The organism is Massilia terrae, from assembly GCF_024753145.1.
Classification (GTDB): Bacteria; Pseudomonadota; Gammaproteobacteria; order Burkholderiales; family Burkholderiaceae_D; genus Telluria; species Telluria terrae.
Map to the genome: position 1 here is coordinate 77,745 of NZ_JANUGU010000010.1, position 22,714 is coordinate 100,458.

At 65.4% G+C, this 22,714-nt stretch carries 22 protein-coding genes; 18 read left to right on the forward strand and 4 right to left on the reverse strand.

All coding sequences use genetic code 11. The annotated features are described in order from the left end of the window. Positions 1-13 precede the first annotated feature (13 nt). The 8 genes from gshB to NX778_RS22425 all read left to right on the forward strand — a co-directional run bounded on the left by gshB (position 14) and on the right by NX778_RS22425 (position 7,208). On the forward strand, positions 14-958 hold the full coding sequence (gene gshB / locus NX778_RS22390; protein WP_258814022.1) for a glutathione synthase: 945 nt from the start codon (positions 14-16) through the stop codon (positions 956-958). Positions 959-962: 4 nt separating this feature from the next. After that, the gene (locus tag NX778_RS22395) at positions 963-1,370 is read left to right on the forward strand and encodes a PTS sugar transporter subunit IIA (protein ID WP_258814023.1); all 408 of its coding nucleotides are present in this window, start codon (positions 963-965) and stop codon (positions 1,368-1,370) included. 130 nt (positions 1,371-1,500) lie between these two features. Beyond that, a complete protein-coding gene (locus NX778_RS22400; RefSeq protein WP_258814024.1) occupies positions 1,501-1,770 on the forward strand; it encodes an HPr family phosphocarrier protein in 270 nt (89 codons plus the stop codon). A 44-nt stretch (positions 1,771-1,814) separates the two neighbouring features. After that, positions 1,815-3,563 (forward strand): phosphoenolpyruvate--protein phosphotransferase, encoded by a 1,749-nt coding sequence (gene ptsP / locus NX778_RS22405; protein WP_258814025.1) that lies wholly within the window; start codon positions 1,815-1,817, stop codon positions 3,561-3,563. A gap of 73 nt (positions 3,564-3,636) precedes the next feature. Then, positions 3,637-4,776 carry a homoserine O-succinyltransferase MetX gene (gene metX / locus NX778_RS22410; protein WP_258814026.1) on the forward strand — a complete coding sequence of 380 codons (1,140 nt, stop codon included), beginning with the start codon at positions 3,637-3,639 and terminating at the stop codon, positions 4,774-4,776. Next, positions 4,773-5,387 carry a methionine biosynthesis protein MetW gene (gene metW, locus NX778_RS22415; RefSeq protein ID WP_258814027.1) on the forward strand — a complete coding sequence of 205 codons (615 nt, stop codon included), beginning with the start codon at positions 4,773-4,775 and terminating at the stop codon, positions 5,385-5,387. Before metX ends, metW begins: the two co-directional genes overlap by 4 nt. A gap of 5 nt (positions 5,388-5,392) precedes the next feature. Next, positions 5,393-6,286 carry a M48 family metallopeptidase gene (locus NX778_RS22420; RefSeq protein WP_258814028.1) on the forward strand — a complete coding sequence of 298 codons (894 nt, stop codon included), beginning with the start codon at positions 5,393-5,395 and terminating at the stop codon, positions 6,284-6,286. Further along, positions 6,270-7,208: an RluA family pseudouridine synthase gene (locus NX778_RS22425; protein ID WP_258814029.1), complete on the forward strand. Its 939-nt coding sequence runs from the start codon at positions 6,270-6,272 to the stop codon at positions 7,206-7,208. The genes NX778_RS22420 and NX778_RS22425 overlap by 17 nt, the downstream gene beginning before the upstream one ends. Here NX778_RS22425 and NX778_RS22430 read toward each other — a convergent pair. Beyond that, positions 7,205-12,442, reverse strand: a complete 5,238-nt coding sequence (locus NX778_RS22430; protein ID WP_258814030.1) for an Ig-like domain-containing protein — start codon at positions 12,440-12,442, stop codon at positions 7,205-7,207. The two genes, NX778_RS22425 and NX778_RS22430, sit on opposite strands and share 4 nt — an antisense overlap. 333 nt (positions 12,443-12,775) lie before the next feature. Between NX778_RS22430 and NX778_RS22435 the strand changes: the two genes are divergently transcribed. Then, a complete protein-coding gene (locus NX778_RS22435; RefSeq protein ID WP_258814031.1) occupies positions 12,776-13,198 on the forward strand; it encodes a hypothetical protein in 423 nt (140 codons plus the stop codon). Positions 13,199-13,207: 9 nt separating this feature from the next. Here the strand turns inward: NX778_RS22435 and NX778_RS22440 are convergent, their stop codons facing one another. Further along, positions 13,208-13,984 carry an exodeoxyribonuclease III gene (locus tag NX778_RS22440; RefSeq protein WP_258814032.1) on the reverse strand — a complete coding sequence of 259 codons (777 nt, stop codon included), beginning with the start codon at positions 13,982-13,984 and terminating at the stop codon, positions 13,208-13,210. 87 nt (positions 13,985-14,071) lie between these two features. Between NX778_RS22440 and pyrE the strand changes: the two genes are divergently transcribed. Further along, on the forward strand, positions 14,072-14,734 hold the full coding sequence (gene pyrE, locus NX778_RS22445) for an orotate phosphoribosyltransferase (RefSeq protein ID WP_258814033.1): 663 nt from the start codon (positions 14,072-14,074) through the stop codon (positions 14,732-14,734). A 6-nt stretch (positions 14,735-14,740) separates the two neighbouring features. Here the strand turns inward: pyrE and NX778_RS22450 are convergent, their stop codons facing one another. After that, positions 14,741-15,391, reverse strand: a complete 651-nt coding sequence (locus tag NX778_RS22450; protein ID WP_258814034.1) for a glutathione S-transferase family protein — start codon at positions 15,389-15,391, stop codon at positions 14,741-14,743. A 101-nt stretch (positions 15,392-15,492) separates the two neighbouring features. Between NX778_RS22450 and NX778_RS22455 the strand changes: the two genes are divergently transcribed. The 8 genes from NX778_RS22455 (at position 15,493) to NX778_RS22490 (ending at position 21,016) form a co-directional block, all read left to right on the forward strand. Next, on the forward strand, positions 15,493-16,074 hold the full coding sequence (locus tag NX778_RS22455) for a TetR/AcrR family transcriptional regulator (RefSeq protein ID WP_258814035.1): 582 nt from the start codon (positions 15,493-15,495) through the stop codon (positions 16,072-16,074). Between the two features lie 184 nt (positions 16,075-16,258). Further along, positions 16,259-16,753 carry a TlpA family protein disulfide reductase gene (locus tag NX778_RS22460; RefSeq protein ID WP_258814036.1) on the forward strand — a complete coding sequence of 165 codons (495 nt, stop codon included), beginning with the start codon at positions 16,259-16,261 and terminating at the stop codon, positions 16,751-16,753. Further along, on the forward strand, positions 16,750-16,965 hold the full coding sequence (locus tag NX778_RS22465) for a DUF4266 domain-containing protein (RefSeq protein ID WP_258814037.1): 216 nt from the start codon (positions 16,750-16,752) through the stop codon (positions 16,963-16,965). Before NX778_RS22460 ends, NX778_RS22465 begins: the two co-directional genes overlap by 4 nt. A 14-nt stretch (positions 16,966-16,979) precedes the next feature. After that, positions 16,980-18,083, forward strand: a complete 1,104-nt coding sequence (locus NX778_RS22470) for a DUF3570 domain-containing protein (protein ID WP_258814038.1) — start codon at positions 16,980-16,982, stop codon at positions 18,081-18,083. Between the two features lie 8 nt (positions 18,084-18,091). Beyond that, on the forward strand, positions 18,092-18,988 hold the full coding sequence (locus NX778_RS22475) for an FAD:protein FMN transferase (protein WP_258814039.1): 897 nt from the start codon (positions 18,092-18,094) through the stop codon (positions 18,986-18,988). Between the two features lie 23 nt (positions 18,989-19,011). Then, entirely contained in the window at positions 19,012-20,274 is a 1,263-nt protein-coding gene (locus tag NX778_RS22480) for a DUF4214 domain-containing protein (protein WP_258814040.1), read from the forward strand. A 225-nt stretch (positions 20,275-20,499) separates the two neighbouring features. Continuing rightward, positions 20,500-20,715, forward strand: coding sequence for a DUF433 domain-containing protein (locus NX778_RS22485; RefSeq protein WP_258814041.1), 216 nt, complete (start codon positions 20,500-20,502; stop codon positions 20,713-20,715). Beyond that, positions 20,699-21,016: a DUF5615 family PIN-like protein gene (locus NX778_RS22490; protein WP_258814042.1), complete on the forward strand. Its 318-nt coding sequence runs from the start codon at positions 20,699-20,701 to the stop codon at positions 21,014-21,016. Before NX778_RS22485 ends, NX778_RS22490 begins: the two co-directional genes overlap by 17 nt. 194 nt (positions 21,017-21,210) lie before the next feature. Here NX778_RS22490 and gatB read toward each other — a convergent pair whose 3' ends face one another. Then, entirely contained in the window at positions 21,211-22,671 is a 1,461-nt protein-coding gene (gatB, locus tag NX778_RS22495) for an Asp-tRNA(Asn)/Glu-tRNA(Gln) amidotransferase subunit GatB (protein ID WP_258814043.1), read from the reverse strand. Positions 22,672-22,714 lie beyond the last annotated feature (43 nt).

Below are 22,714 nucleotides of genomic sequence, written 5' to 3' on the forward strand. Positions count from 1 at the left end.
ACTGGAATTCTCCATGAACATCGCTTTCCTCGCCGATCCGCTGTCCAGTTTCAAGACCTACAAGGATTCGACTTTCGCGATGATGCGCGAGGCCGCCAAGCGCGGCCACGCCATCTACGCGTTCGAACAGCGCGATATGGCACTGGAGAATGGCATCGCTACCGCCGAGGCGTCGCGCATCACGCTCACCGGCCAGCTCGACGACTGGTATCGCGCCGAACCGGGCAAATCGGTGCCGCTGTCGAGCTTCGACGCGATCATCCAGCGCAAGGATCCGCCTTTCGACATGGAATATGTCTACGGCACCTATCTGCTGGAAGCGGCCGAGCGCCAGGGCGCGCGCGTGTTCAATTCGCCGGCGGCAATCCGCAACCACAACGAAAAGCTGACCATCAGCCAGTTCAGCCAGTTCACCGCGCCGACCCTGGTCACGCAGAGCGCCACTCGCTTGCGTGCCTTCCACGCCGAGCACCGCGACGTGATCTTCAAGCCGCTCGACGGCATGGGCGGCGCCGGGATCTTCCGCGTCCGCGATGACGGCATGAACCTCGGCTCGGTGATCGAATCGCTGACCGACCTGGGGAGGCGCACCATTATGGTGCAAAAATATATTCCCGCTATCGTCAAGGGCGACAAGCGCGTGCTGCTCATCGGCGGCAAGCCGGTGCCGTTCGCGCTGGCCCGCATTCCGCAGGCCGGCGAAGTGCGCGGCAACCTGGCGGCCGGCGGCACCGGCGTGGCCCAACCGTTATCAGCGCGCGACCGCGAAATTGCCGAAACCTTGGGACCGGTTCTGGTCGAGCGTGGCTTATTGCTGGTAGGATTGGATGTGATTGGTGATTACCTGACGGAAGTGAACGTCACGAGTCCAACCTGTTTCCAGGAAATTACCGACCAATCCGGATTTGACGTGGCCGCGATGTTCATCGACGCGGTCGAGCAGGCGACAGGACTTTGAGATCATGGTAGGCATCTTGCTGATGACCCACGCACCGCTGGGCCAGGCCTTCATCGCGGCGGCCGCGCACGTGTTTCGCGGGCCGGTCGAGCACCTGGAGGCGATCGACGTGACCGCCGACCAGGACCTGTCCGAGGTCAACGGCATGGCGCGGCGCGCCATCGCGCGCCTGGACGACGGCGACGGCGTGCTGGTGGTCACCGACATCAAGGGCGGCACGCCGAGCAACTGCTGCAACGCGCTGGGCGAGGCCGATCACGTGCAGATCATCGCCGGCATCAGCCTGCCGATGCTGCTGCGCGCGATCACCTACCGCCGCGACACGCTCGACGTGGTGGCCGAAATGGCGCTGGCCGGCGCCCAGAACGGCGCCTGCAAGATCGACAACCGGGTCCGCGTCGGCCCAGACTAACCACAAACAAAAGTACACCCCTACTTTTGTTTGGAAATGCATGAGCTAAAAATCACCGGCGAAGCCGGATGATTTTTAGACACAAAAAGCGGGAGTACGGCGGCTGGTTCTACAACACCATAACGACAAGATGATCCAACAAGAACTCGAAATCACCAACAAGCTGGGCCTGCACGCCCGCGCATCCGCCAAATTCACCCAGCTCGCCGCCAAGTACCAGAGCGACGTCTGGCTCACCCGCAACGCGCGCCGCATCAACGCCAAGTCGATCATGGGCGTGATGATGCTGGCCGCCGGCAAGGGCGCCAAGGTCACCCTGGAGGCCGAGGGCCCGGACGAACAGGAGGCGGTCAACGCGCTGGCCGCGCTGGTCAACGACAAGTTCGGCGAAGGCGAGTAATGCCGTTCGAACCGGGCTGGGGACGCTACCAAACGAGACCGCCGATGGCATCGTTCACGCTACATGGAATCCCGGTCTCGCGCGGCATCTCGATCGGCCGCGCGCACCTGCTCACGCCGGCCGCGCTCGACGTCCAGCACTACCTGGTGCCGGAAGAGCAGGTCGAGGCCGAGGTGCACCGCCTGCAGGATGCGATCGCCGAAGTGCACCAGGACCTGCAGACCCTGTGGGCCGAGCTGCCCAAGGATGCCCCGACCGAGCTGGGCGCTTTCATCGACGTCCACGTGCTGATCCTGTCGGACCCGATGATCTCCGAAGCCCCGCTCGACATCATCCGCACCCGCCACTACAACGCGGAATGGGCATTGGTGACCCAGATCGATGAGCTGTCGGCGCAGTTCGACGAGATCGAGGACGAGTACCTGCGCGAGCGCAAGCACGACATCCAGCAGGTCGCCGAGCGCGTGCTGAAGGTCCTGATGGGCACCGCGCTCAAGGCGCCGCCGCCGGTCGGCGACGACAACGGCTACAAGCCGCAGATGATCGTGGTCGCTCACGACATCTCGCCGGCCGACATGCTGGCCTTCCGCGACCGTTCCTTCATCGGCTTCGTCACCGACGTCGGCGGCCAGAACTCGCACACCGCGATCGTCGCGCGCAGCCTCGACATCCCGGCCGCGGTGGGCCTGTCGCAGGCCTCGCGCCTGATCGAGCAGGACGACTGGGTCATCATCGACGGCGACGCCGGCGTGGTGATCTGCAATCCGAGCCCGCTGGTGCTCGACCAGTACCGCGTGCAGCAGGCGATGCTGCTGAAGGCCCGCAAGCGCCTGCTCAAGCTGAAGAAGACGCCGGCCATCACCAAGGACGGCACCCCGGTCACGCTGCTGGCCAATATCGAGCTGCCGGAGGACTGCCCGGGCGCCCTCGATGCGGGCGCCGCCGGGGTCGGCCTGTTCCGCTCGGAGTTCCTGTTCATGGGCCGCGCCGGCCACAAGATGCCGGGCGAGGACGAACAGTTCGAGCAGTACCGCAAGGCGGTGCTGGCGATGAAGGGCCGCCCGGTGACCATCCGCACGCTCGACATCGGCGCCGACAAGCCGCTCGACACCACCGAACACAATGCGCTCAACCCGGCGCTGGGCCTGCGCGCGATCCGCTACTGCCTGGCCGAACCGCAGATGTTCCTGACCCAGCTGCGCGCGATCCTGCGCGCCAGCGCCTACGGCAAGGTGCGGATCCTGATCCCGATGCTGGCGCACGCCTTCGAGATCGACCAGTCGCTGAACATGATCCGCCAGGCCAAGGAAGAGCTGCGCGACGAAGGCGTGAAGTTCGACGAGGCGGTCGAGGTGGGCGCGATGATCGAGATCCCGGCGGCCGCGCTGGCGCTGCCGATGTTCATCAGGCGGCTCGACTTTTTCTCGATCGGCACCAATGACCTGATCCAGTACGCGCTCGCCATCGACCGGGTCGACTACGAGGTGGCGCACCTGTACAATCCGCTGCACCCGGCGGTGCTGCAACTGATCGCGATGACCATCGCCACGGCCAAGAAGGCCGGCAAGGACGTCGCCGTGTGCGGCGAGATGGCGGGCGACGTCAAGCTCACCCGCCTGCTGCTCGGCATGGGCCTGCGCGAGTTCTCGATGCACCCGGCGCAGCTGCTCGCGGTGAAGCAGGAAATCCTGAACGCCGACCTGCCGGCGATCACGCCATACACCCGCAAGATCATGCGTTCGATGGAACCGAACGAGATCGCGCGGGCGGTGGAGCAGCTGCAGGTCATGTAATCCACCACTTCCGTCGTTCCCGCCCCGGCGGGACGACGACATCAAACGGTAGCTATAAACAACCAGAACATCGATGGGATCACTCGGAACCGTCTCGCCACAAGCGATGCACTTCGCCGAACCGCTGCAGCTACAAAGCGGCGCACAGATCGGCGACTACACACTGATGTATGAAACCTACGGCACGCTCAATGCCGACAAGTCCAACGCGGTGCTGATCTGCCACGCGCTGAACGCGTCGCACCACGTGGCCGGCGTCTACGACAACAACCCGAAAAGCGCGGGCTGGTGGGACAATATGGTCGGCCCGGGCAAGCCGGTGGACACCGACCGTTTCTTCGTCATCGGCGTGAACAACCTCGGTTCGTGCTTCGGCTCGACCGGTCCGATGCACGCCAATCCGGCCACCGGCAAGCCCTATGGCGCCGCGTTCCCGGTGCTGACGGTGGAAGATTGGGTGGCCGCGCAGGCGCGCCTGGCGGACCGCCTCGGCATCGAGCAGTTCGCGGCCGTGATGGGCGGCTCGCTCGGCGGCATGCAGGCGCTGTCGTGGGCCATCATGTTTCCGGACCGCCTGCGCCACTGCATCGTGATCGCATCCACGCCCAAACTGTCGGCCCAGAACATCGCCTTCAACGACGTCGCGCGCCAGGCCATCCTGACCGATCCGGACTACCACGGCGGCGACTTCTACGAGCACGGCGTGGTGCCGAAGAACGGCCTGAAGGTGGCGCGCATGGTCGGCCACATCACCTACCTGTCGAACGACGACATGGCCGAGAAGTTCGGCCGCAAGCTGCGCAACGCGGCCGAAAGCGACGATTACAAATTCGACTTCGGCATCGACTTCGAGATCGAATCCTACCTGCGCTACCAGGGCGACAAGTTCTCCGAATACTTCGACGCCAACACCTACCTGCTGATCACCAAGGCGCTCGACTACTTCGACCCGGCGCGCGCCCATGGCGGCAACCTGACGCATGCGCTGGAAGGCACCAAGGCCCAGTTCCTGATTGCCTCGTTCAGCACCGACTGGCGCTTCTCGCCGGAGCGCAGCCGCGAGATCGTGCAGGCGCTGGTCGACAACCGGCGCAAGGTCACCTACGCCGAAATCGACGCGCCGCACGGGCACGACGCCTTCCTGCTCGAGGATCCGCGCTACATGGGCGTGGTGCGGGCTTACTACGATCGCATCTGGGCGGAGGCAGCATGATCACCCAAGACACCATCATCCGTTCCGACCTGGCCTTCATCTCCAGCTGGGTAGGCGAGGGCGCCCACGTGCTGGACGTCGGCTGCGGCGACGGCGCCATGCTGAGCCACCTGGAGCAGGCCAAGCGCTGCACCGGCTACGGCATCGAGATCGCCGACGACAAGGTCCTGGAGAGCACCCGGCGCGGCATCAGCGTCCTGCAGCACGACATGGAGCAGGGCCTGGGCCTGTTCGGGGACAACTCCTTCGACCTGGTGCTGTGCCTGTCGTCGCTGCAGATGATGCAGCACGTCGAGAAGCTCCTGCGCGACATCGTCCGCGTCGGCAAGGAGGCGATCGTCTCCTTCCCCAACTTCGGCTACTGGCCGCACCGCGTGGCGTTGCTGCGCGGCCGCATGCCGGTGTCGCGTTCGCTGCCCTACCAGTGGTACGACACGCCGAACGTGCGCTGCGCGACCATCTACGACTTCCGCGAGCTGGCGCAGGAATGCGGGCTCGAAGTGCTCGATTGCGTGGCGCTGGCGGATGGGCGGCCGGTGGACTTCATGCCCAACCTGCGCGGCAGCCTGGCGGTGTTCAGGCTGCGCAAGCGGGCCGGCGCGATCAGCTGAACGCCATGAAACGCCTCGCAAGCCTGGTCCTGCTGCTGGCGCTGGGTTCCCAGGCCGGCATCGCGCCGGCCGCGCCGCAAAAGGACGTCGTGGTGCAGGACGGCATCACCCTGCGCCCGATGAACAAGGTATGGCGCTACTTCACTTCCGAACAGGCGCTGAACCAGCAGTCGGCCCTGCAGTACACGGGCCTGTTGCAGAAAGCGAGCCAGCAGGGCGCGCTGGTGCCGGAGCAGGATCCGCGCCTGCGGCGCCTGCGCGCCATCGCCGCGCGGCTGATCCCGTTCGCGCCGCGCTGGAATGCCGGCGCCAAGGACTGGAAGTGGCAGGTCAATTTGCTGCAATCGGATGAGGTGAACGCCTTCTGCATGCCGGGCGGCCGCATCGCCTTCTATACCGGGATCATCGACAAGCTCAAACTCACCGACGACGAGATCGCCGCCGTGATGGGCCACGAGATCGCGCACGCTTTGCGCGAGCATGGCCTTGAACAGAACGGCAAGACCACCTTGACTTCGGTTGGAGCGAAGCTTGGCGGCGCAGCCTTGTCGGCATGGCTGGGAATAGACCCGAGCCTGACCAACTCTGTCACCAACACGGCCGGCCAGCTGCTGGTCCTGAAATTCTCGCGCGACGACGAGCGCGAAGCGGACCTCGTCGGGCTGGACGTGGCGTCGCGCGCGGGCTTCGATCCGCGCGCCGGCATCGCGTTGTGGCGCAAGATGGCTGAGCTGAACCAGCGTTCGCCGATCGAGCTGCTGTCGACCCACCCGCTCGGCGATGAGCGTATCCAGCAGATCGACAATCACATGAACGTGCTGCTGCCGCTGTACGCCCGCACCAAGGGCACGACTGCGGACAAGCTGCCGCCTTATTCCGGCAATGTCACGGTTCGTTAGGCCCGGCCACCAGGCCGAAGCGAATGCCCGGGTGCCGCTGCCGATCAAGAACGGCGTCGCGCCAAGCTACCTGTGGATCACCGAGACGCTGGCTGGCGGCATGCTGCGCTTTCTCGCCGAGCGCTTTCCGGACGTGTCGAGCGAGAGCTGGGCGGCGCGGCTGGCGCGCGGCGAAGTGGTCGATGCGCAGGGCGCGCCGCTCGGCGCCGACAGTCACGTGCGGCAGGGCATGCGCATCTGGTACTACCGCGAACTCGACGAACCCGAGACGCCGATCCCGTTCGCGGAATCCGTCATCTACCAGGACGAGCACTTGCTGGTGGCGGACAAGCCGCACTTCCTGCCCACGATCCCGACCGGACGCTTCCTGCACGAGACCCTGCTGGTGCGCTTGAAGCGCCAGTACGATCTGCCGCACCTGACGCCCATCCACCGGCTCGACCGCGAGACTGCGGGCGTCGTGATCTTCTCGCACAATCCGGCCACGCGCGGCAAATACCAGTCGCTGTTCCAGAAGCGCGCGATCCGCAAGGTGTACGAGGCGCTGGCCGGGCCGATCGAAGGGCGTAGCTTCCCCTTCACGTACCGCAGCCGGATGGTCGACGGCGAGAAGTTCTTCGTCATGAAGGAAGAAGCGGGCGAGCCGAATTCCGAAACGCTGGTCGAGCTGATCGAGCGGCGCGGCGACGTGGTGCGCTACCGACTGCATCCGCACACGGGCCGCAAGCACCAGCTGCGGCTGCACATGGCATCACTCGGCGCGCCGATCCTCAACGATGCCTTCTATCCGGTCGCGCTGCCGTGCAAGGGCGACGATTTCAGCGCGCCGCTGCAGCTGCTGGCGCGCTCGATCGCGTTCGACGATCCGCTCACCGGCGAACCGCGCGAGTTCGCCAGCGAGCGGAGCCTGGACTGGCCTTAAAGGATCGCTTGCGGCTGCAGGTAGAACGCCAGCTGGGGAGCGTTGATGTTGTAATGAGCGATCGGTATGGTCGCCACATTGCCAGCCGCATCCTGCACCCCTGTCAGCGTCAGCTCGACCCATCCGGAATTTGTTGGCGTAAAGTGCCAGACCGAGCTCGCATGTCCATCGCGCGTCACGTTGTCGGACCACGAGTCAGGGTTGTTAAGCAGTGGCTTGAACAGCGCTCCCGTGAAGTTGTCGAAGACAGATGCGTAACCGGTCAGGCTGTCATGCCTCACCGGCTCGGAAAACCAGATTTCGAAATTCGTCCCGAGTGGGACGGTTGACGTAAATCCTGCGACGGTCGGGGCGATCGTGTCGATCGTGATGCTGAGCGCCGCCGACCTGGCGCCGACATTACCCGCCGAATCGATCTGCCGCACGGTGAGCGCGTGCACGCCGCCGTCGGCCAGTGCGTGATCGGCATTCGGCTTGACCTGCCAATTGCCCGACGCATCGCTGGTGGCACTGCCGAGGAGCAGATCGCCTTCGTACAGTTCGATCTTGGCGTTCGCCTCCGCGCCGGTGCCGGTCACCAGCGGCTGCTTGACATTGGTGATGAGGTCCTTGAGCACGCCGGAATCGCTGCCCGGGTCCAGCACCGGCGCCGCCAGCTGGGCCGGCGTGGTCAGGTCGATCACCAGCGGAAAGCCGGGCGAGAAGCCGACGTTGCCGGCGATGTCGGTCTGGGTCAGCGAGATCGAATGCGTGCCTTCGCTCAGCGTGCCGGTCGTGATCGACCATACGCCGGAAGAATTGACGACGCCGGAACCCAGCAACGTACTGCCCTCGTACAGCTTGATCGTGGCGCCGGCTTCCATGCCATTGCCGGTCAGCGTCGGCGTCGCGATCGCGCTGATCAGGTTGATCGGGCTGTAGGAGTTGGCGACGTGGATGTCGTTCGGCCCCGCGGCGACGGTGTCCAGCACCAGCGAGAGCGTGCCCGACATCGGGCTTTCGTTGCCGGCTTCATCCTGCTGGGTCACGGCGAGTTTGTAGCTGCCATCGATGTGCAGCGGGTTCGTGAATTTCCAGTTGCCGCTTGCGTCGGCCTGCACGTCGCCGAGATACATCGGCGAGTTGTTGGAGACGTCGTAGAGGCTGATCCACGCATTCGCCTCGGCGCCGCTGCCGGTGAGGACCGGCAGGTTGGTGATGGAATCGCCTTTGACGCCGCTGTCGGACGCGGGATCGAGCAGCGGCGCCGCGAGCACGGCCGGCGGCGTGGCGTCGATGCTGATGCCGCTGCCGGGAATGGGAGAGAGCGGATTGGTCAGCCCGGTGAACTGGATGTGGCTGGCGTCCAGCGCGTTGCCCGCCAGGTCGGTAACCGCCCCAGCCAGGCTGCTCGCATCCTTCAGGTCGAGCAACTGATACATATTGTCCGGCTGCGCATCGCCGGTGCTGATCTTGTAGTCGAAATAGAGCGTCCGGTTGTCGAAACTTGCGCCGGCCAGGACGGCATGGGTGCCGTTGTTCAGCGCCAGCACAGGCACGGTGGCGCCGGATTTGAGCTGGACCGGTTCGTTGAAGCGCACCGCAATCTGGATGACGTGGCCGATGCCGTATTCGCCCATCTGGTTGGTGACTTGGGCGACCAGTGCGAACGGCGCGGAGGTGTCGACATAGGACTGGCTCGTCTGGAAGGAGAACCCGGCCGTATCCGGCATGTTCCCGGCTTGGTCCGTCAGCGCCTGTGGCAGGCCCACGTTATAAGTGCCCCCGGCGACCAGGTGCAGGTCGCCGGCCGGCAGGGTCAGCGTCTTGCCGTCGGCCGACAGGTTGCGCTGGTCGATGTACACCATGTAGCTGTGGCCCTGGCTGTCGGACAGCTTGACCGCGTTGTCGATATCGCGGTAAACCGTTTGGCTCGTTTCAAGGTCGCGCGTCGGCACGCCATGCCAGTACATCGCTTCCGAAAAACTGATGGTCAGCGGCTGGGTCACGTCGACCGTGCCCGGAACCGTCGACGTGCCGCCCACGATCGACGTGCCGGTGACGTGCGGCGCCACCGTATCGATGGTCAGGGACTGGGTCAACTGGCTGCTGGCGTGGCCGGCATCGTCGACGATGCGCACGCTGATCGTATGGACGCCATCGGCCAGCGGGGCACTGGTGGGCTGCGGATAGGCCCAGCTGGTGCCTGAAAAGTAAACGGGGCCCGCAGCCTTGCCATCGATGGTCAGTTCGACGTGCTGCTTTTCGCCAGGCACGGCGCTCAGGATCCCGCCCAAGGACGCCATGGCGTCGTTGGTGACAAGGTCAAACATCGACGGCCCGTTATCGTCGACCGCGATGATGGTCTTTACGTAAGCTGCGACCGTGGTGTCGACGGCATAGTTTGGCGACTGGACGATGCCGCTGCCGGGCATGCCGCTGCTGTCCACAAGCTTGCTCAGGTCGACGCTCACGGCATTGGTGGGCGCGACCACCGCACCGCCGGATTGCGGCGCCAGCGTCACCGCCCATGTGAAGCCGTTGTCGATGGTGCGCAGGTCCGTCATCACCGCATTCGGCGCGGTGATGGCGTTGGGATCGAGGATCGGCACCGCCAGGTTGAAATGCATGGTCACGACGATCTGGTTGCCATTCGCGAGCGACGCCTGGTCGAGCGCCAGGGTCACGCTCTGCGTCGGCGGATGGGTGACGTCGTAGCTGGTCGGCGCGATGGTGCTGCCGGCGCCGCTGTTGCCGGCCAGGTCAGCCACCTTGCTCATGTCGAGGGTGATCTGGTTGCCGCTGGAGTCGCCGCCGGCGGTAGCGGCCAGGGTGCCGGTCCAGGTCTTGTTGTCGCTGGTGGTCAGGTTCGACAGCAGCGCGTGCGGCGTGGAGAACCATGTGGGATCGAGCGCCTTGACCGCTTCGGTGAAGGTCACCGTCAGCGTGGCGCCCGCGGACGGCGTCAGGTGCGCGCTGCTCAGTGCGAGCGTCGCGGCCGGCGGCGCCGTGTCGATGTTGTAGGTGGTCGACGCGCTTACGGTGCCGCTGCCGACATTGCCGAACACGTCGTGCACCTTGCTCAGGTCGAGCGAGAACACATTGTTCACGGCCTGGATGTTGGCGCTGGTCGACAGCGTGCCGGTCCAGGTCTTGCCGCCATCGCTGCTGTTCAGGCCCGACAGCACGATGTCCGCCTGGGTCGAGAAAGCCGCGGCGGTAAGGCCGGTGACCGCCTGCGAGAACACCACGGTCACGCTGACGACGGTTTGCTTGGTCACCTGGTTGCCGCCCAGGGTGAGGGTGGCGGTGGGCGCCGTCACCTGCACGTCGTAGCTGCCGGATGCGACCGTGCCGTTGCCGGCATTGCCGTACAAGTCGGTCACCTTGCCCAAATCGAGGGAAACAGTATTACCGATCGCGTTGCCGCTGCCGTCGGCCAGCACGGTGCCGCTCCAGGTGATGCCGCCGTCGCCGCTGTGCAGGTTGGTCAGCTTCGCGTGCGGCAGGATGAAGGCGGTGGCGTCGAGGTTTACCGCCTCCGAGAAAGTGACGCTCAGCGTCGGCCCGGTGGTGGTGGTGACGTGGCTGTCGCTGAGCGCGATCGCGCCGGCGGTCGGCGGCTGGGTGTCGACGCCGTAGGTGGTGCTCGACATGACGTTGCCCGCGCCGGCGTTGCCGGCCAGGTCGCGCACCATGCTCATGTCCAGCGTGACCGTGTTGCCGCTGGCGGTGCCGCTCTGCGTGGTCGGCACCAGCTTGGCGACCCAGGTGCGGCCGCCGTCGGTGCTGGCCAGGTCCACCACCGCCGCGTTGGGCGCCTTGATCGCGCCCGGATCGAGCGACTGCATCGTTTCCGAGAAGGTGATCGTGACGGTCACGCTGCTCTGCGCCGAGACCTTGGCGCCCGCCAGGGCCAGGGTCGCTGTCGGCGCCACCGTGTCGACGCGGTAGGCGTTCGGTGTGTCGATGATGCCTGAACCGGCCACGCCGTTGGTGTCGCGCACCAGGCTCATGTCGAGCGACAGGGTGTTGTCGCTGATCGAGGCGCCTGCGTTGCCGCGCAGGGTCGCGACCCAGGTGTGGCCGTCGTCGGTGGTGTGCACGTTCTCGACGGTCGCGTGGGGGGCCTTGAGCGCGGCGCTGTCGAACACGGAAAGCGCCTGCTGCATGTGGATGGTCACGTCGACCGTGCGGCCCTGGCTCAGGATCGCGCCGTTCAGCGACAGGTCCTTGAAGCCGGGCCCCTGCGTATCGACGATGTAGGTGGTGCCGGCGTTGGCGACGCCAGCGCCCGGGTTGCCGGCGAGGTCGCGCACCTGTCCGAGGTCGACGTACAGCTGGTTGCCGGTGGCGATGGTGCCGCTTTGCGGGACCAGGCTCGCCACCCAGGTGATGCCGCCGTCGATGGTGTGCAGGCCGCTCACCGTCGCGTGCGGCGCGACGATCACCGGCGACACGGCGGCGGTCAGGTCGACCTTCTCGGAGAAGGTGACGGTCACAGTGGCGTCGGACGACAGCACCGGGCTGGTCCCGGCCAGCAGGATCGCGCTGACGGTGGGCGCCTTGGTGTCGACCGAGTAGGAAAGGGAACTGGAACCGATGCCCTTGTTGTTGGCGTGGTCGACCACCTTCTGCATATCCAGCGCCAGGCTGCCGATGGTGGCGTCGACGCCCGGGTTGGCGGTCACGGTGGCGTGCCAGGTGATGCCGCCGTCGCTCGATGCGAGGCCGCTGACGCTCACGTTCGCGCCCGCCAGCGCGGTCGGGTCGATGCTGACCGATTCGGAGAAGGTCATCGTCAGCAGGGCGCTCTTGCCGGTGCTGAGCGCGTACTTGTCCATGCTCATCTGCAGCAGCGCGGGCGGCGTGGTGTCGGCCGCCGGCGGGGTGACGAAGGCCAGGCGCGCCGCATTGGTCACGCCCGCGAACGGCTGGCCGTTGGCCTGCAGCGCGCCGGGCAGGATGAACACGCGGTAGCCGTGGCCGGCGCTGAGGCCATCCACCGCGACCTCGGCCGTGTTGCCGTTGAAGCTGACCATGCTGAGCGGAACCTGGTAGGTCTGGGTGGCGCCCACGATGCGCGTAGTCGGCAGCCCGGATGCGCGGTCGATCACGGTCTGCAGCGCGCCATCGGTGACAATGATGCTGCCGCTGCCCGCCTGGACCGGCTGGTCGAAAGTCAGGTCGATGACCATGTGGCCGGCGGTGCCGGAAATCGAGGAGCCGGTGAGGACGGGAGGGAGATAGCTCATGGTCGTGGCCTGTACAGCGGTTTTTGCAATTTGGAAATGCCAGAGCTTGGGATGTTAGCAACAAACCGCCGCGCGATCGGGCTGCGGTCGGCTTTTTTTGCTTTTTTGCATCACGAGAGAGCAGGAATGCAACAGACGCCCATGCTCGGGCTGACTAAGTTGCAATTAAATCGCGGAAATTGTTTTCAGGAAAGACGCCAGCCCCCGAATCCCCCCGCAGTGGGGGCGTGCGGACTGTGCGCTTGCAGCATCGATCGGCGTTGCGCCGGCCGCGAAGTCCTGCTATGTTGACTCTTTAGTAAGGTCAATCTTAGCTTTTCGCAAGAAAGGGACGTGATGACTGTACCGAGCCATACCATGCCGCCGGGCCTGGCGCGCATTCCCCATCCATTCTGGCTGATCCCGATCGGCGCCGTGGTCGGCTGCCTCTGGTTCCTGGCCGGGGCGGCCGATGCGCCGGCCGTGCAGCAAGCCTTCATCGGCGCCATGTGGGGCGCGTTCGGCGCCGTTCCGCTGGTGATCGTGGCCGGCTTCATCCTGATCGGGCTGCGCCAGCGCGGTGAGCGCGCGGTGTGGCGCTCCTACGGGCTGGACTGGTACTGCAGCCAGTTTCCCGAGCATGCGCGTGACGACCTCAGCTGCCGCTTCTGCGGCGCCGCCCAGGTCCAGCCGCGCAACCTGAGCAGCCGCGGCGATGCCCGCGCCCTGGTCTGCGGGCAGTGCGGCCAGACCCTCTGCTATTCCGGCGAACGCTGAAGCCTGGCCTCAGGCCGGCGCGTGATAGTCGATGATCAGCGGGGCGTGGTCCGAGAAGCGCTCGTCCTTGTAGACCGAGACCGTCTTCGCGTGGGCCGCGATGCCCGGGGTGGCGACGTGGTAGTCGATGCGCCACCCGACGTTCTTCGCGTAGGCCTGGCCGCGGTTGCTCCACCAGGTGTACTGCTCGGGGCGCTGGTCCAGGCCGCGGTGCACGTCCACCAGGCCCAGTTCATCGAAGATGCGGGTCATCCACGCGCGCTCTTCCGGCAGGAAGCCTGAATTCTTCAGGTTGCCCTTCCAGTTCTTCAGGTCGATTTCCTTGTGCGCGATGTTCCAGTCGCCGCAGACCACCACTTCGCGGCCCTCGGCCTTCAGCTCGACCAGGTGCGGCAGGAACACCTCCATGAAGCGGAACTTGGCTTCCTGGCGCTCCGGCGACGACGAGCCGGACGGGCAGTACACCGAAATCACGGTCAGGTTGCCGACGTCGCAGCGGGTATAGCGGCCCTCGGCGTCGAATTCGACGCTGCCGAAGCCGATGCGCACGGCGTCCGGCTTGCTGCGGCTGTAGACGCCGGTGCCCGAATAGCCCTTTTTCTCGGCGTAGTGGAAATGGCCGTGGTAGCCATGCGGCGCGAGGAATTCCTCGGTCATGTCGGCTTCCTGGGCTTTCAGCTCCTGGACGCAGATGAAATCGGCGTCCTGCTTGCCCATCCAGTTGAAGAAGCCCTTCTTGTGTGCGGAGCGGATGCCGTTCAGGTTGGCGGAGATAATGCGTGGCATGAAGAATAAGAGGTGAGCGAGGGCGGTGCGTGCGCCGAACCCGGCCGCGGATTACAATACAGCCCGTCGTTTATTTTTGGGGTTATCGTGAACAACTTGCGTCAAGAGTTTATCGCGTTTTCGGTCTCGGCGGGAGTGCTGAAATTCGGCGAATTTACCACCAAGGCCGGCCGCCAGTCGCCGTACTTCTTCAACGCGGGCCTGTTCCACGATGGCGCCACCCTGGGCCAGCTGGCGCAGTTCTATGCCCAGACCCTGATCGATTCGGGGCTCGAATTCGACATGCTGTTCGGTCCCGCGTACAAGGGCATCACCCTGGCCTCGGCCACCGCGGTGGCGCTGGCCGCCAAGGGCCGCAACACCTCCTACGCCTACAACCGCAAGGAAGCCAAGGACCACGGCGAGGGCGGCACCATCGTCGGCGCCAAGCTGCAGGGCAAGGTCGTCATCGTCGATGACGTGATCTCGGCCGGCACCTCGGTGCGCGAGTCGGTCGACATGATCCGCGCCGCGGGCGCCGAGCCGGCCGCCGTGCTGATCGCGCTCGACCGCATGGAGCGCTCGGGCAAGGACGGCGCGCTGTCGGCCAGTTCGGCGGTGCAGGAAGTGTCGAAGGAATTCGGCATGCCGGTGATCTCCATCGCCAACCTCGACGACCTGTTCGGCTACCTGTCGGCCCACGCCGGCGATCCGGCGCTGGCCCAGTTCAAGGACAAGGTCGCGGCCTACCGCACGCGCTACGGCGTCTGACCGGATTCAGGCCGTGGCTTGCGCCGGCGCGTACAGCGCCACCTGGTCCGCCAGCGCCTTCTTGAAGGCCGGCCGCGCCGTGCATCGAGCCACGTAGGCGCTGAGCGCCGGAAAGCGCGTGACCAGACCGCTGTCGTCGAGCAGGCGAAGCACGGACGTCATCAAGATATCCGCGACCGTAAAGCGGCCGCTCAGGTAGTCGCGGCCAGCGAGCCACGTGTCGAGGGCGGCGAGGCGCTTGAGCGCCATTTCTTCCAGCGCCGGGCGGCGCTCGATTGCCCAGGCCTCGCCCTGTGCGAAGGCATCCAGTTCGGCCAGGTTCGCGACGTGCGGCTCGACCGAATTGAGCGCCGCGAACGCCCATTCCGTCGCATGGGTGCGTCCCCCGGCATCGGACGGCAGCAGCGCCTCCGAGCTGGCGCCGAGGTGGAGCAGGATCGCACCGGATTCGAACAGCGTTTGCGCGCCGTCCTGCAGCACCGGGATCTGGCCGAACGGCTGTTGCTGGCGGTAGGCCGGTGTCGGCTGGTCCTCCGGGCCGATCAGGCGCAGCTGGTAGGGCAGGCCGGCTTCCTCCAGCGCCCAGCGCACGCGCAGGTCGCGCACGTAGCCGACGACAAACGGGGGAACCCAGCGGAAGGTAGTCAAGGTGTACATGGTCATCTCCTCGTTGTGTGATGACGGGAGCATATCCAGGCGCATAATATGTTCAAGAACATATTATGAATTCGCCCATCATGTGCGCGAAGGAGACGGATATGCCCTACACCAGTGAGCACAAGGCGCGCACGCGCGAACGCATCGTCCACTCGGCGCGCAAGCTATTCAACCGGTATGGCTTCGAACAGGTGTCGATCGACCGCATCATGGCGGAGGCCGGCCTGACCCGGGGCGGCTTCTACAGCCATTTCGGCAGCAAGGACGAGTTGTACGCCGCGTCGGTGTCCAGTTTTACCAGCTGCAATCCGTTCCGCGAGCGGCTGGCGCGCGACGCCATCGCAGAACCGCAGCGCCTGGCGCGCAGCCTCATCGACGTGTACCTGTGCGACGAGGTATTGGCCGACATCGAGTCGCAGTGCCCGCTCTATGCCCTGCCGGGCGACGTCGCCCGCGCCGGGCTGTCGCCGCAGAAGGCGTACACCCAGCTGATCCGCAATCTGACCCAAGTCTACCTTCACGCGATGGAAGGGCAGTCGGACCGCGAGCAGCGGGCACAGGCGATCGTTGCCGTGTGCGTGGGAGGAATGGTCCTGGCGCGAACTACCGATGATCCGGCGCTGCGCGCGTCCTTGCGGGCCGCTGCACGCCAGCAGGCGCTGCGGCTGCTCGAAGCGGCCTGAAATTCGAGCGCCTCAACGGTGTTTGGCGGCGATTTTCGGACCAGTAAAAAAATTTCACAGGAACAGTTGCTCTTTTTTGAACATCTCATGCCCCGGACCGTATTAACGGTTATCGTGGTGTGTGATCGTGCGCCGCTGCAAGTTTTTCGTTGTTGATGACAGTTGGTTCAATAGAGGGGATCACATGCGTCGCTTCACTTCCTTGCTCGCGGCAAGCCTTTTCGCCTGCGGCGCCCCGGCGCTCGCCGTGCAACCCGGCAGTGCGGCCCCGGCCGTCGTGCTGCCGGCCGACGGCGGCGAATTCCACCTCGATGCTTACCGCGGCAAGGTGGTCTATCTCGACTTCTGGGCTTCCTGGTGCGGCCCTTGCAAGCAATCCTTCCCGTGGATGAACACGATCCAGTCGAAGTACGCGGACAAGGGCCTGGCGATCGTCGCCATCAACGTCGACACCGCGCATGACGACGCGCTCCAGTTCCTCAAGCAGGTGCCGGCGCGCTTTCGCATCGCCTACGACCCGAAAGGCGAGGCGGCCAAGGAGTTTGCCATCAAGGGCATGCCGAGCAGCTTCCTGATTGGCCGCGACGGCAAGGTCATCTCGATGCACACGGGTTTCAACAACGGCTCGCGCGAGCAGCTTGAGCGCGCGGTCGAACAGGCGCTCGGAGGGCAGCAATGAAGCGGGCCTTCAGTATCTTGCTGCTGGCAGCCATGGCCGGCTGCACCACGGTCGAACCGGTCCAGCCCTGGCAGAAGGGTGTGCTGGCCAAGCCCGAGATGAGCCTCGCGGGCGACCGCCTCGAACAGGCGTTCAACGAGCACGTGTACGTCAGCCGCGAAGGCGCGTCCGGCGGCAGCGGCGCCAATGGCGGCGGCTGCGGCTGCTACTGAAAGGCGAAGCCCACATGACCTCTACCGCATCGCGCCTGCTGGGCGCCGCCCTGGCCCTGTCCGCCCCCGCCGCCGCGCTGGCCGAAGCCGCGCCGGACGCCGCCACCATCGCCTTCAAATACCTGGACTACCGGGACAGCCAGCCCGGCGCCGACCGCATCCGCGTGACCGCGCCCGCCATCGAGCTGGTGACGCCGTTCGCCGGCAACTGGTCGTTCAACGCCTCGCACGTGATCGACACCATCTCGGGCGCCTCGCCGCGCTTCCATACCGAGGCGCTGGCCAAGCTGGAGGACAAGCGCCACGGCAGCGCGGCCGGACTCACGCACTATAGCGACAAGCTGACGCTCGACCTTGGCCTGACCTATTCGCAAGAACACGACTATGTGTCGCGCGGCGTGTCGGGCGGCGCGGCGCTCGAAAGCGAAGACAAGAACACCACCTGGAACGTTGGCGCCGACTTCATGAACGACACCATCGATCCGGTCAACCACATCGTGCACGACGAACGCAAGCGCACCTGGGAATTGTCCGGCGGCGTGACCCGGATCCTGACCCAGCGCGACATCGTGCAGGCGATGCTGGGCTACTCGCACGGGCGCGGCTACTTCTCCGATCCCTACAAAGTATTCGATCGCCGCCCGCGCAAGCGCGACCACGAAACCCTGCTGCTGCGCTGGAATCACAATGTGGCGCGCACCGGCGGCACCAGCCGGCTGTCGTACCGCTTCTACCGCGACACCTTCGGCATCCGCGCGCACACCGCCGATGCCGAATACGTGCAGCCGCTCGGCGGCGGGTGGAAACTGACGCCGGCGGTCCGGCTGTACACCCAGACCGCGGCCGACTTCTACGTCGAGCACGACGCCACGCGCGATCCCTTTCCCACCAATCCGCCGACGGGTGCGGCGTATTTCACCGAGGAGCAGCGCCTGTCCGCATACGGCGGCCGCACCTTGGGACTCAAGGTGGCCAAGCAGATCGGCCGCTGGACGGTCGACCTGAAGCTGGAGGATTACCGCCAGCGCGGCGCGTGGACCCTGTTCGGCAGCGGCAGCCGCAACCTCGCGCCGTTCAAGGCGCGGATGGTGCAGGCCGGCGCGGCCTTCCAGTTCTAGGAGCCGCCATGCCGATCTATCGCCTGCCGTTCCGCGCCATGGCCAGCCAGTGCGAAGTGGTGCTGGCCGCGGACGATGTCGACGCCGCCAACCGCCTGGCCGGCGCCGCCATCGCCGAAGTGCTGCGCATCGAGGCCACGTATTCGCGCTACCGCAGCGACAGCATCGTCGGCCGCATCAACGCCGCAGCCGGGCAGGACTTCGTCGACTGCGACGAGGAGACGCAGCGCCTGCTCGACTTCGCCGACCAGCTGTACGAGGAGAGCGGCGGCCTGTTCGACATCACCTCCGGCGTGTTGCGCCGTGCCTGGGACTTCAAGGCCGCGCGCGTCCCTTCGGCGGACGAACTGGCCGCCTGCATCGCCTGCATCGGCTGGCGCCGCGTCGAACGCAAGGGTAGCGCGATCCGGCTGCCGCGCGCCGGCATGGAACTGGACTTCGGCGGCTTCGGCAAGGAATACGCGGCCGACCGCGCCGCCGAAGCGCTGCTGGCGCTGGGTGTCCGCCACGGCTACGTGAACCTGGCCGGCGACCTGCGCCTGTGCGGCCCGCGTCCCGATGGCGCGCCATGGATGGTCGGGATCCAGCACCCGCGCGAGCCCGGCGCCGTCTTCGCCAGCATGGGGATGCGCAGCGGGGCGCTCGCCACCAGCGGCGACTACGAGCGCTTCTTCGACCACGACGGCCAGCGCTACTGCCACATCCTCGACCCGCGCAGCGGCCGCAGTGTGACGCACTGGCGCTCGGTCAGCGTGGTCGCGCCGCAGGCCATCGTCGCCGGCGCCGTGTCCACCATCGCCATGCTCAAGCAGGAAGCCGGACTGGCGTGGCTGCGCGCGAGCGGTTTTGATTTCCTTGCCATCGACCATACAGGGGCCGTGCACCGCGCCGGCGCCGCCGACTGACCTGAACCTGAAAGGAGCCCAACATGGCCACCTTCTTTGGAACACCCGGCGATGATTCGTGGACCATCATCACCGGCGGCAACTACACCATCGATGGCGGCGCGGGCACCGACACCGTCGATTTCGGCATCGAACCGCGCAGCTACTTCACGCTCCACGCGAACACGGACGGCAGCATCGGCGTGGATACCATCTCCGGCGCCAGCGCTCCGATGCACGCCACCCTGATCAACATCGAGCGGCTGGTGTTCGACAGCGGCAGCGACATCCTCAACGTGAACAGCTTCTTCGACACCACGCCGCCGGCGCTGGCAAGCAGCAGCCCGGCGGCCGGCGCGACCGGCGTGGCGGTCGGCGCCAACATCGTGCTCACCTTCAGCGAAGCGATCCAGCCGGGCAGCGGCTTCGTGACGCTGCTGAATGCGGCGGGGCAGGTGGTGGAGAGCTACATGATCGGCTCCAGCTCCAACCTCACCATCGGCGGGAACACCCTGACCGTCAACCCGACCGCGGACCTGGCGGCCGGCGCCGGCTACACGCTGTCGATATCGAGCGGCGCGGTGAAGGACCTGGCCGGCAATGCGCTGGCGGCGCCGGCCAGCGTCAGCTTCACCACCGATCCGACCCTGCACGTCGGCCCGGACAACGCCCCGCTGGCGGGCACGCCGGGCAATGACGTGATGGTGGGTGATGATCGCTTCAATGTCTTCATCGGCTCGGCCGGCGCCGACAGCATCGACGGCGGCGCCGGCATCGACAAGCTGCAAATGCCGGGTGCGCGGGCCAGCTACACGGTGACGGTGAACGGCACCAACGCGACGGTCAGCGACGGCGTGGGGGATGTGACCAACCTGGCCAACGTGGAGCGGATCCAGTTCGCGGATGCGACGATCGCGCTCGACATTGCCGGCAACGGCGGGCAGGTGTATCGCCTCTACCAGGCCGCTTTCAACCGGGTGCCGGACCTGGGCGGGCTGGGATTCTGGATCAACGCGATGGACCGCGGGACGGCCCTGGTCGACATCTCGCAGGGTTTCGTGAATTCGGCCGAGTTCACGGCGCTGTACGGCGTCAACCCGACCAATACCAGCATGGTGACCACGATGTACAGCAACGTGCTGCACCGGGCACCGGACCCCGCCGGCATCGCGTACTGGGTCAACGTGCTGGACCAGCACCTGACCACGCCGGCCGGGGTGCTGGCCGGCTTTTCGGAGAGCGCGGAGAACCAGGCCAACGTCATCGGCGTAATCGGCAACGGCTTTCCGTTCACACCGTATGGGTGACGGTGCAAAAGAATGGGGTCAGGTCGTCCAAAGAACCAAGATTGCGGACCAGAAGTTGGCGGACGGGAATTTTGATTCATTGGACGACCTGCCCCCCCCGTTGTGAGAGGTGTTCGCAGACGCCGCGCCCGTGGGTCGAGACGATTCGCAATTTGAGTCCGCTCACATTTGCGGTAGCCTAGACAAGGTATCAACGAGAGTAGTATTGATCCTTGGAGGCGCACGATGAGCAGTTATATCAGCCGCAATCCCGACATCCTTGGAGGGACAGCTTGCTTTGTCGGCACACGTGTCCCAATCAAGACACTATTCGATTATCTCGAGTCTGTTTCTTCCCTGGACGAGTTCCTGGAGGATTTCCCGACCGTCACTTCCGACGCCGCGGTGGGTGTAATTATTGAGGCGCGGGACAGCTTGTTGAAGGATGAGACTGCTCCTTGACGAATCGATACCGGCCCGCCTTCGCAAGCACCTCGCCGCGCGCCAAGTTTCAACGGTCCGGGAAATGGGGTGGGCTGGTACGGTGAATGGATTGTTATTGGTGCGGGCCGCTCAACTATTCGATGTACTGGTGACCGCCGATAAAAACATCCAGTATCAGCAAAATCTGTCGAACTTACCCATCTCTGTTGTGATTCTGTCGTCTCACTCGAACAATTTGGCCTCTCTAGTTCCTTTGTTGGGACGGATGGAGGCCGCATTGCAGACCATGGCGCCGCGCTCTCTCGTTGTGATCTCCTGAGTGGATGCACATCCTTAGAAAAAATGGGGTCAGGTCGTCCAAAATCAAAATTGCGAAACAAAACTTAGTGGGCGGGAATTTTGATTCATTGGACGACCTGACCCCCGTGGGGAGAGGTGTTCAGGCGCAACAGGTGCTTATGCGAGCAATAAAAAACCGGGGACGTGCCCCGGTTCTCGTTGAGTCCAGCCAGCTCAGCCAGCCAGTTTCTTCTTGAGCAGCTCCGTCACCTGCGCCGGGTTGGCCTTGCCCTTGGACGCCTTCATGGTCTGGCCGATCAGGGCGTTGATCGCGGCTTCCTTGCCGGCGCGGTACTGCTCGACCGACTTGGCATTCGCGGCCAGCACCTCGTCGACGATCGCTTCCAGCGCGCCGGTGTCCGAGATCTGTTTCAGGCCCTTCTGCTCGATCACGATGTCGGCCAGGTTCTCGTCCGTCGACCTGGCTTCCCACATCGCCGCGAACACTTCCTTGCCGGCCTTGTTCGAGATGGTGCCGTCGGCGATCCGCTTCAGCAGCAGCGCCAGCTGCGACGCCTCCACCGGCGACTCGTTGATCGACACGCCTTCGCGGTTCAGGGTCGAGGACACGTCGCCCATCATCCAGTTGGCCGCGGCCTTGGCGTTTTCCTTGCCGGCCTTCGACACCACGGCTTCGTAATAGGTCGCCATTTCCTGCGACGAGGTCAGCACGTTGCTGTCGTATTCCGGCAGGCCGTAGTCGTCGACGAAGCGCTTGCGCATCGCCTGCGGCAGTTCCGGCATGTCGCCCTTGACCTTCTCGATCCACTCCGGCGAGATCACCAGCGGCGGCAGGTCCGGGTCCGGGAAGTAGCGGTAGTCCTGCGCGTCTTCCTTGGTGCGCATCTCGCGCGTTTCCTTGCGGTCCGGATCCCACAGGCGGGTCGCCTGCACCACCTTGCCGCCGTCTTCGATCAGCTCGATCTGGCGCCGCACTTCGTAGTGGATCGCCTCTTCCATGAAGCGGAAGGAGTTCAGGTTCTTGATCTCGCAACGGGTGCCGAATTCCTTCTGGCCGACCGGACGCACCGAGACGTTGACGTCGCAGCGGAACGAGCCTTCCTGCATATTGCCGTCGCAGACGCCGAGCCACATCACCAGCGAGTGCAGCTGCTTGGCGTAGGCCACCGCCTCGGCGGCGCTGCGCATCTCCGGCTCGGATACGATCTCGAGCAGCGGCGTGCCGGCGCGATTGAGGTCGATGCCGCTCATGCCGGCGTAGTCCTCGTGCAGCGACTTGCCGGCGTCTTCCTCGAGGTGGGCGCGGGTCAGGTTGACGGTCTTGAATTCCTGCTTGCCGTCCTTCTCGTACCAGAAGCTGAGCGTGCCGCCCTGGACCACCGGGTCCTCGAACTGGCTGATCTGGTAGCCCTTCGGCAGGTCGGGGTAGAAGTAGTTCTTGCGGGCGAATACCGAGACCGGCGCGATCCTGGCGCCGACCGCGAGGCCAAAGCGGATCGCGCGCTCGACCGCGCCGCGGTTCAGTACCGGCAGCACGCCCGGCAGCGCCAGGTCCACGGGGCTGGCCTGGGTGTTGGGTTCGGCGCCGAACTTGATCGAGCTGCCGCTGAAGATTTTGGAGTTGGTCGTGAGCTGCACGTGGTTCTCAAGACCGATGACGACTTCCCATTGCATGATTTTTTCTCTCTTCCGATTGTTCGGGCGCTGCCTGGACGCG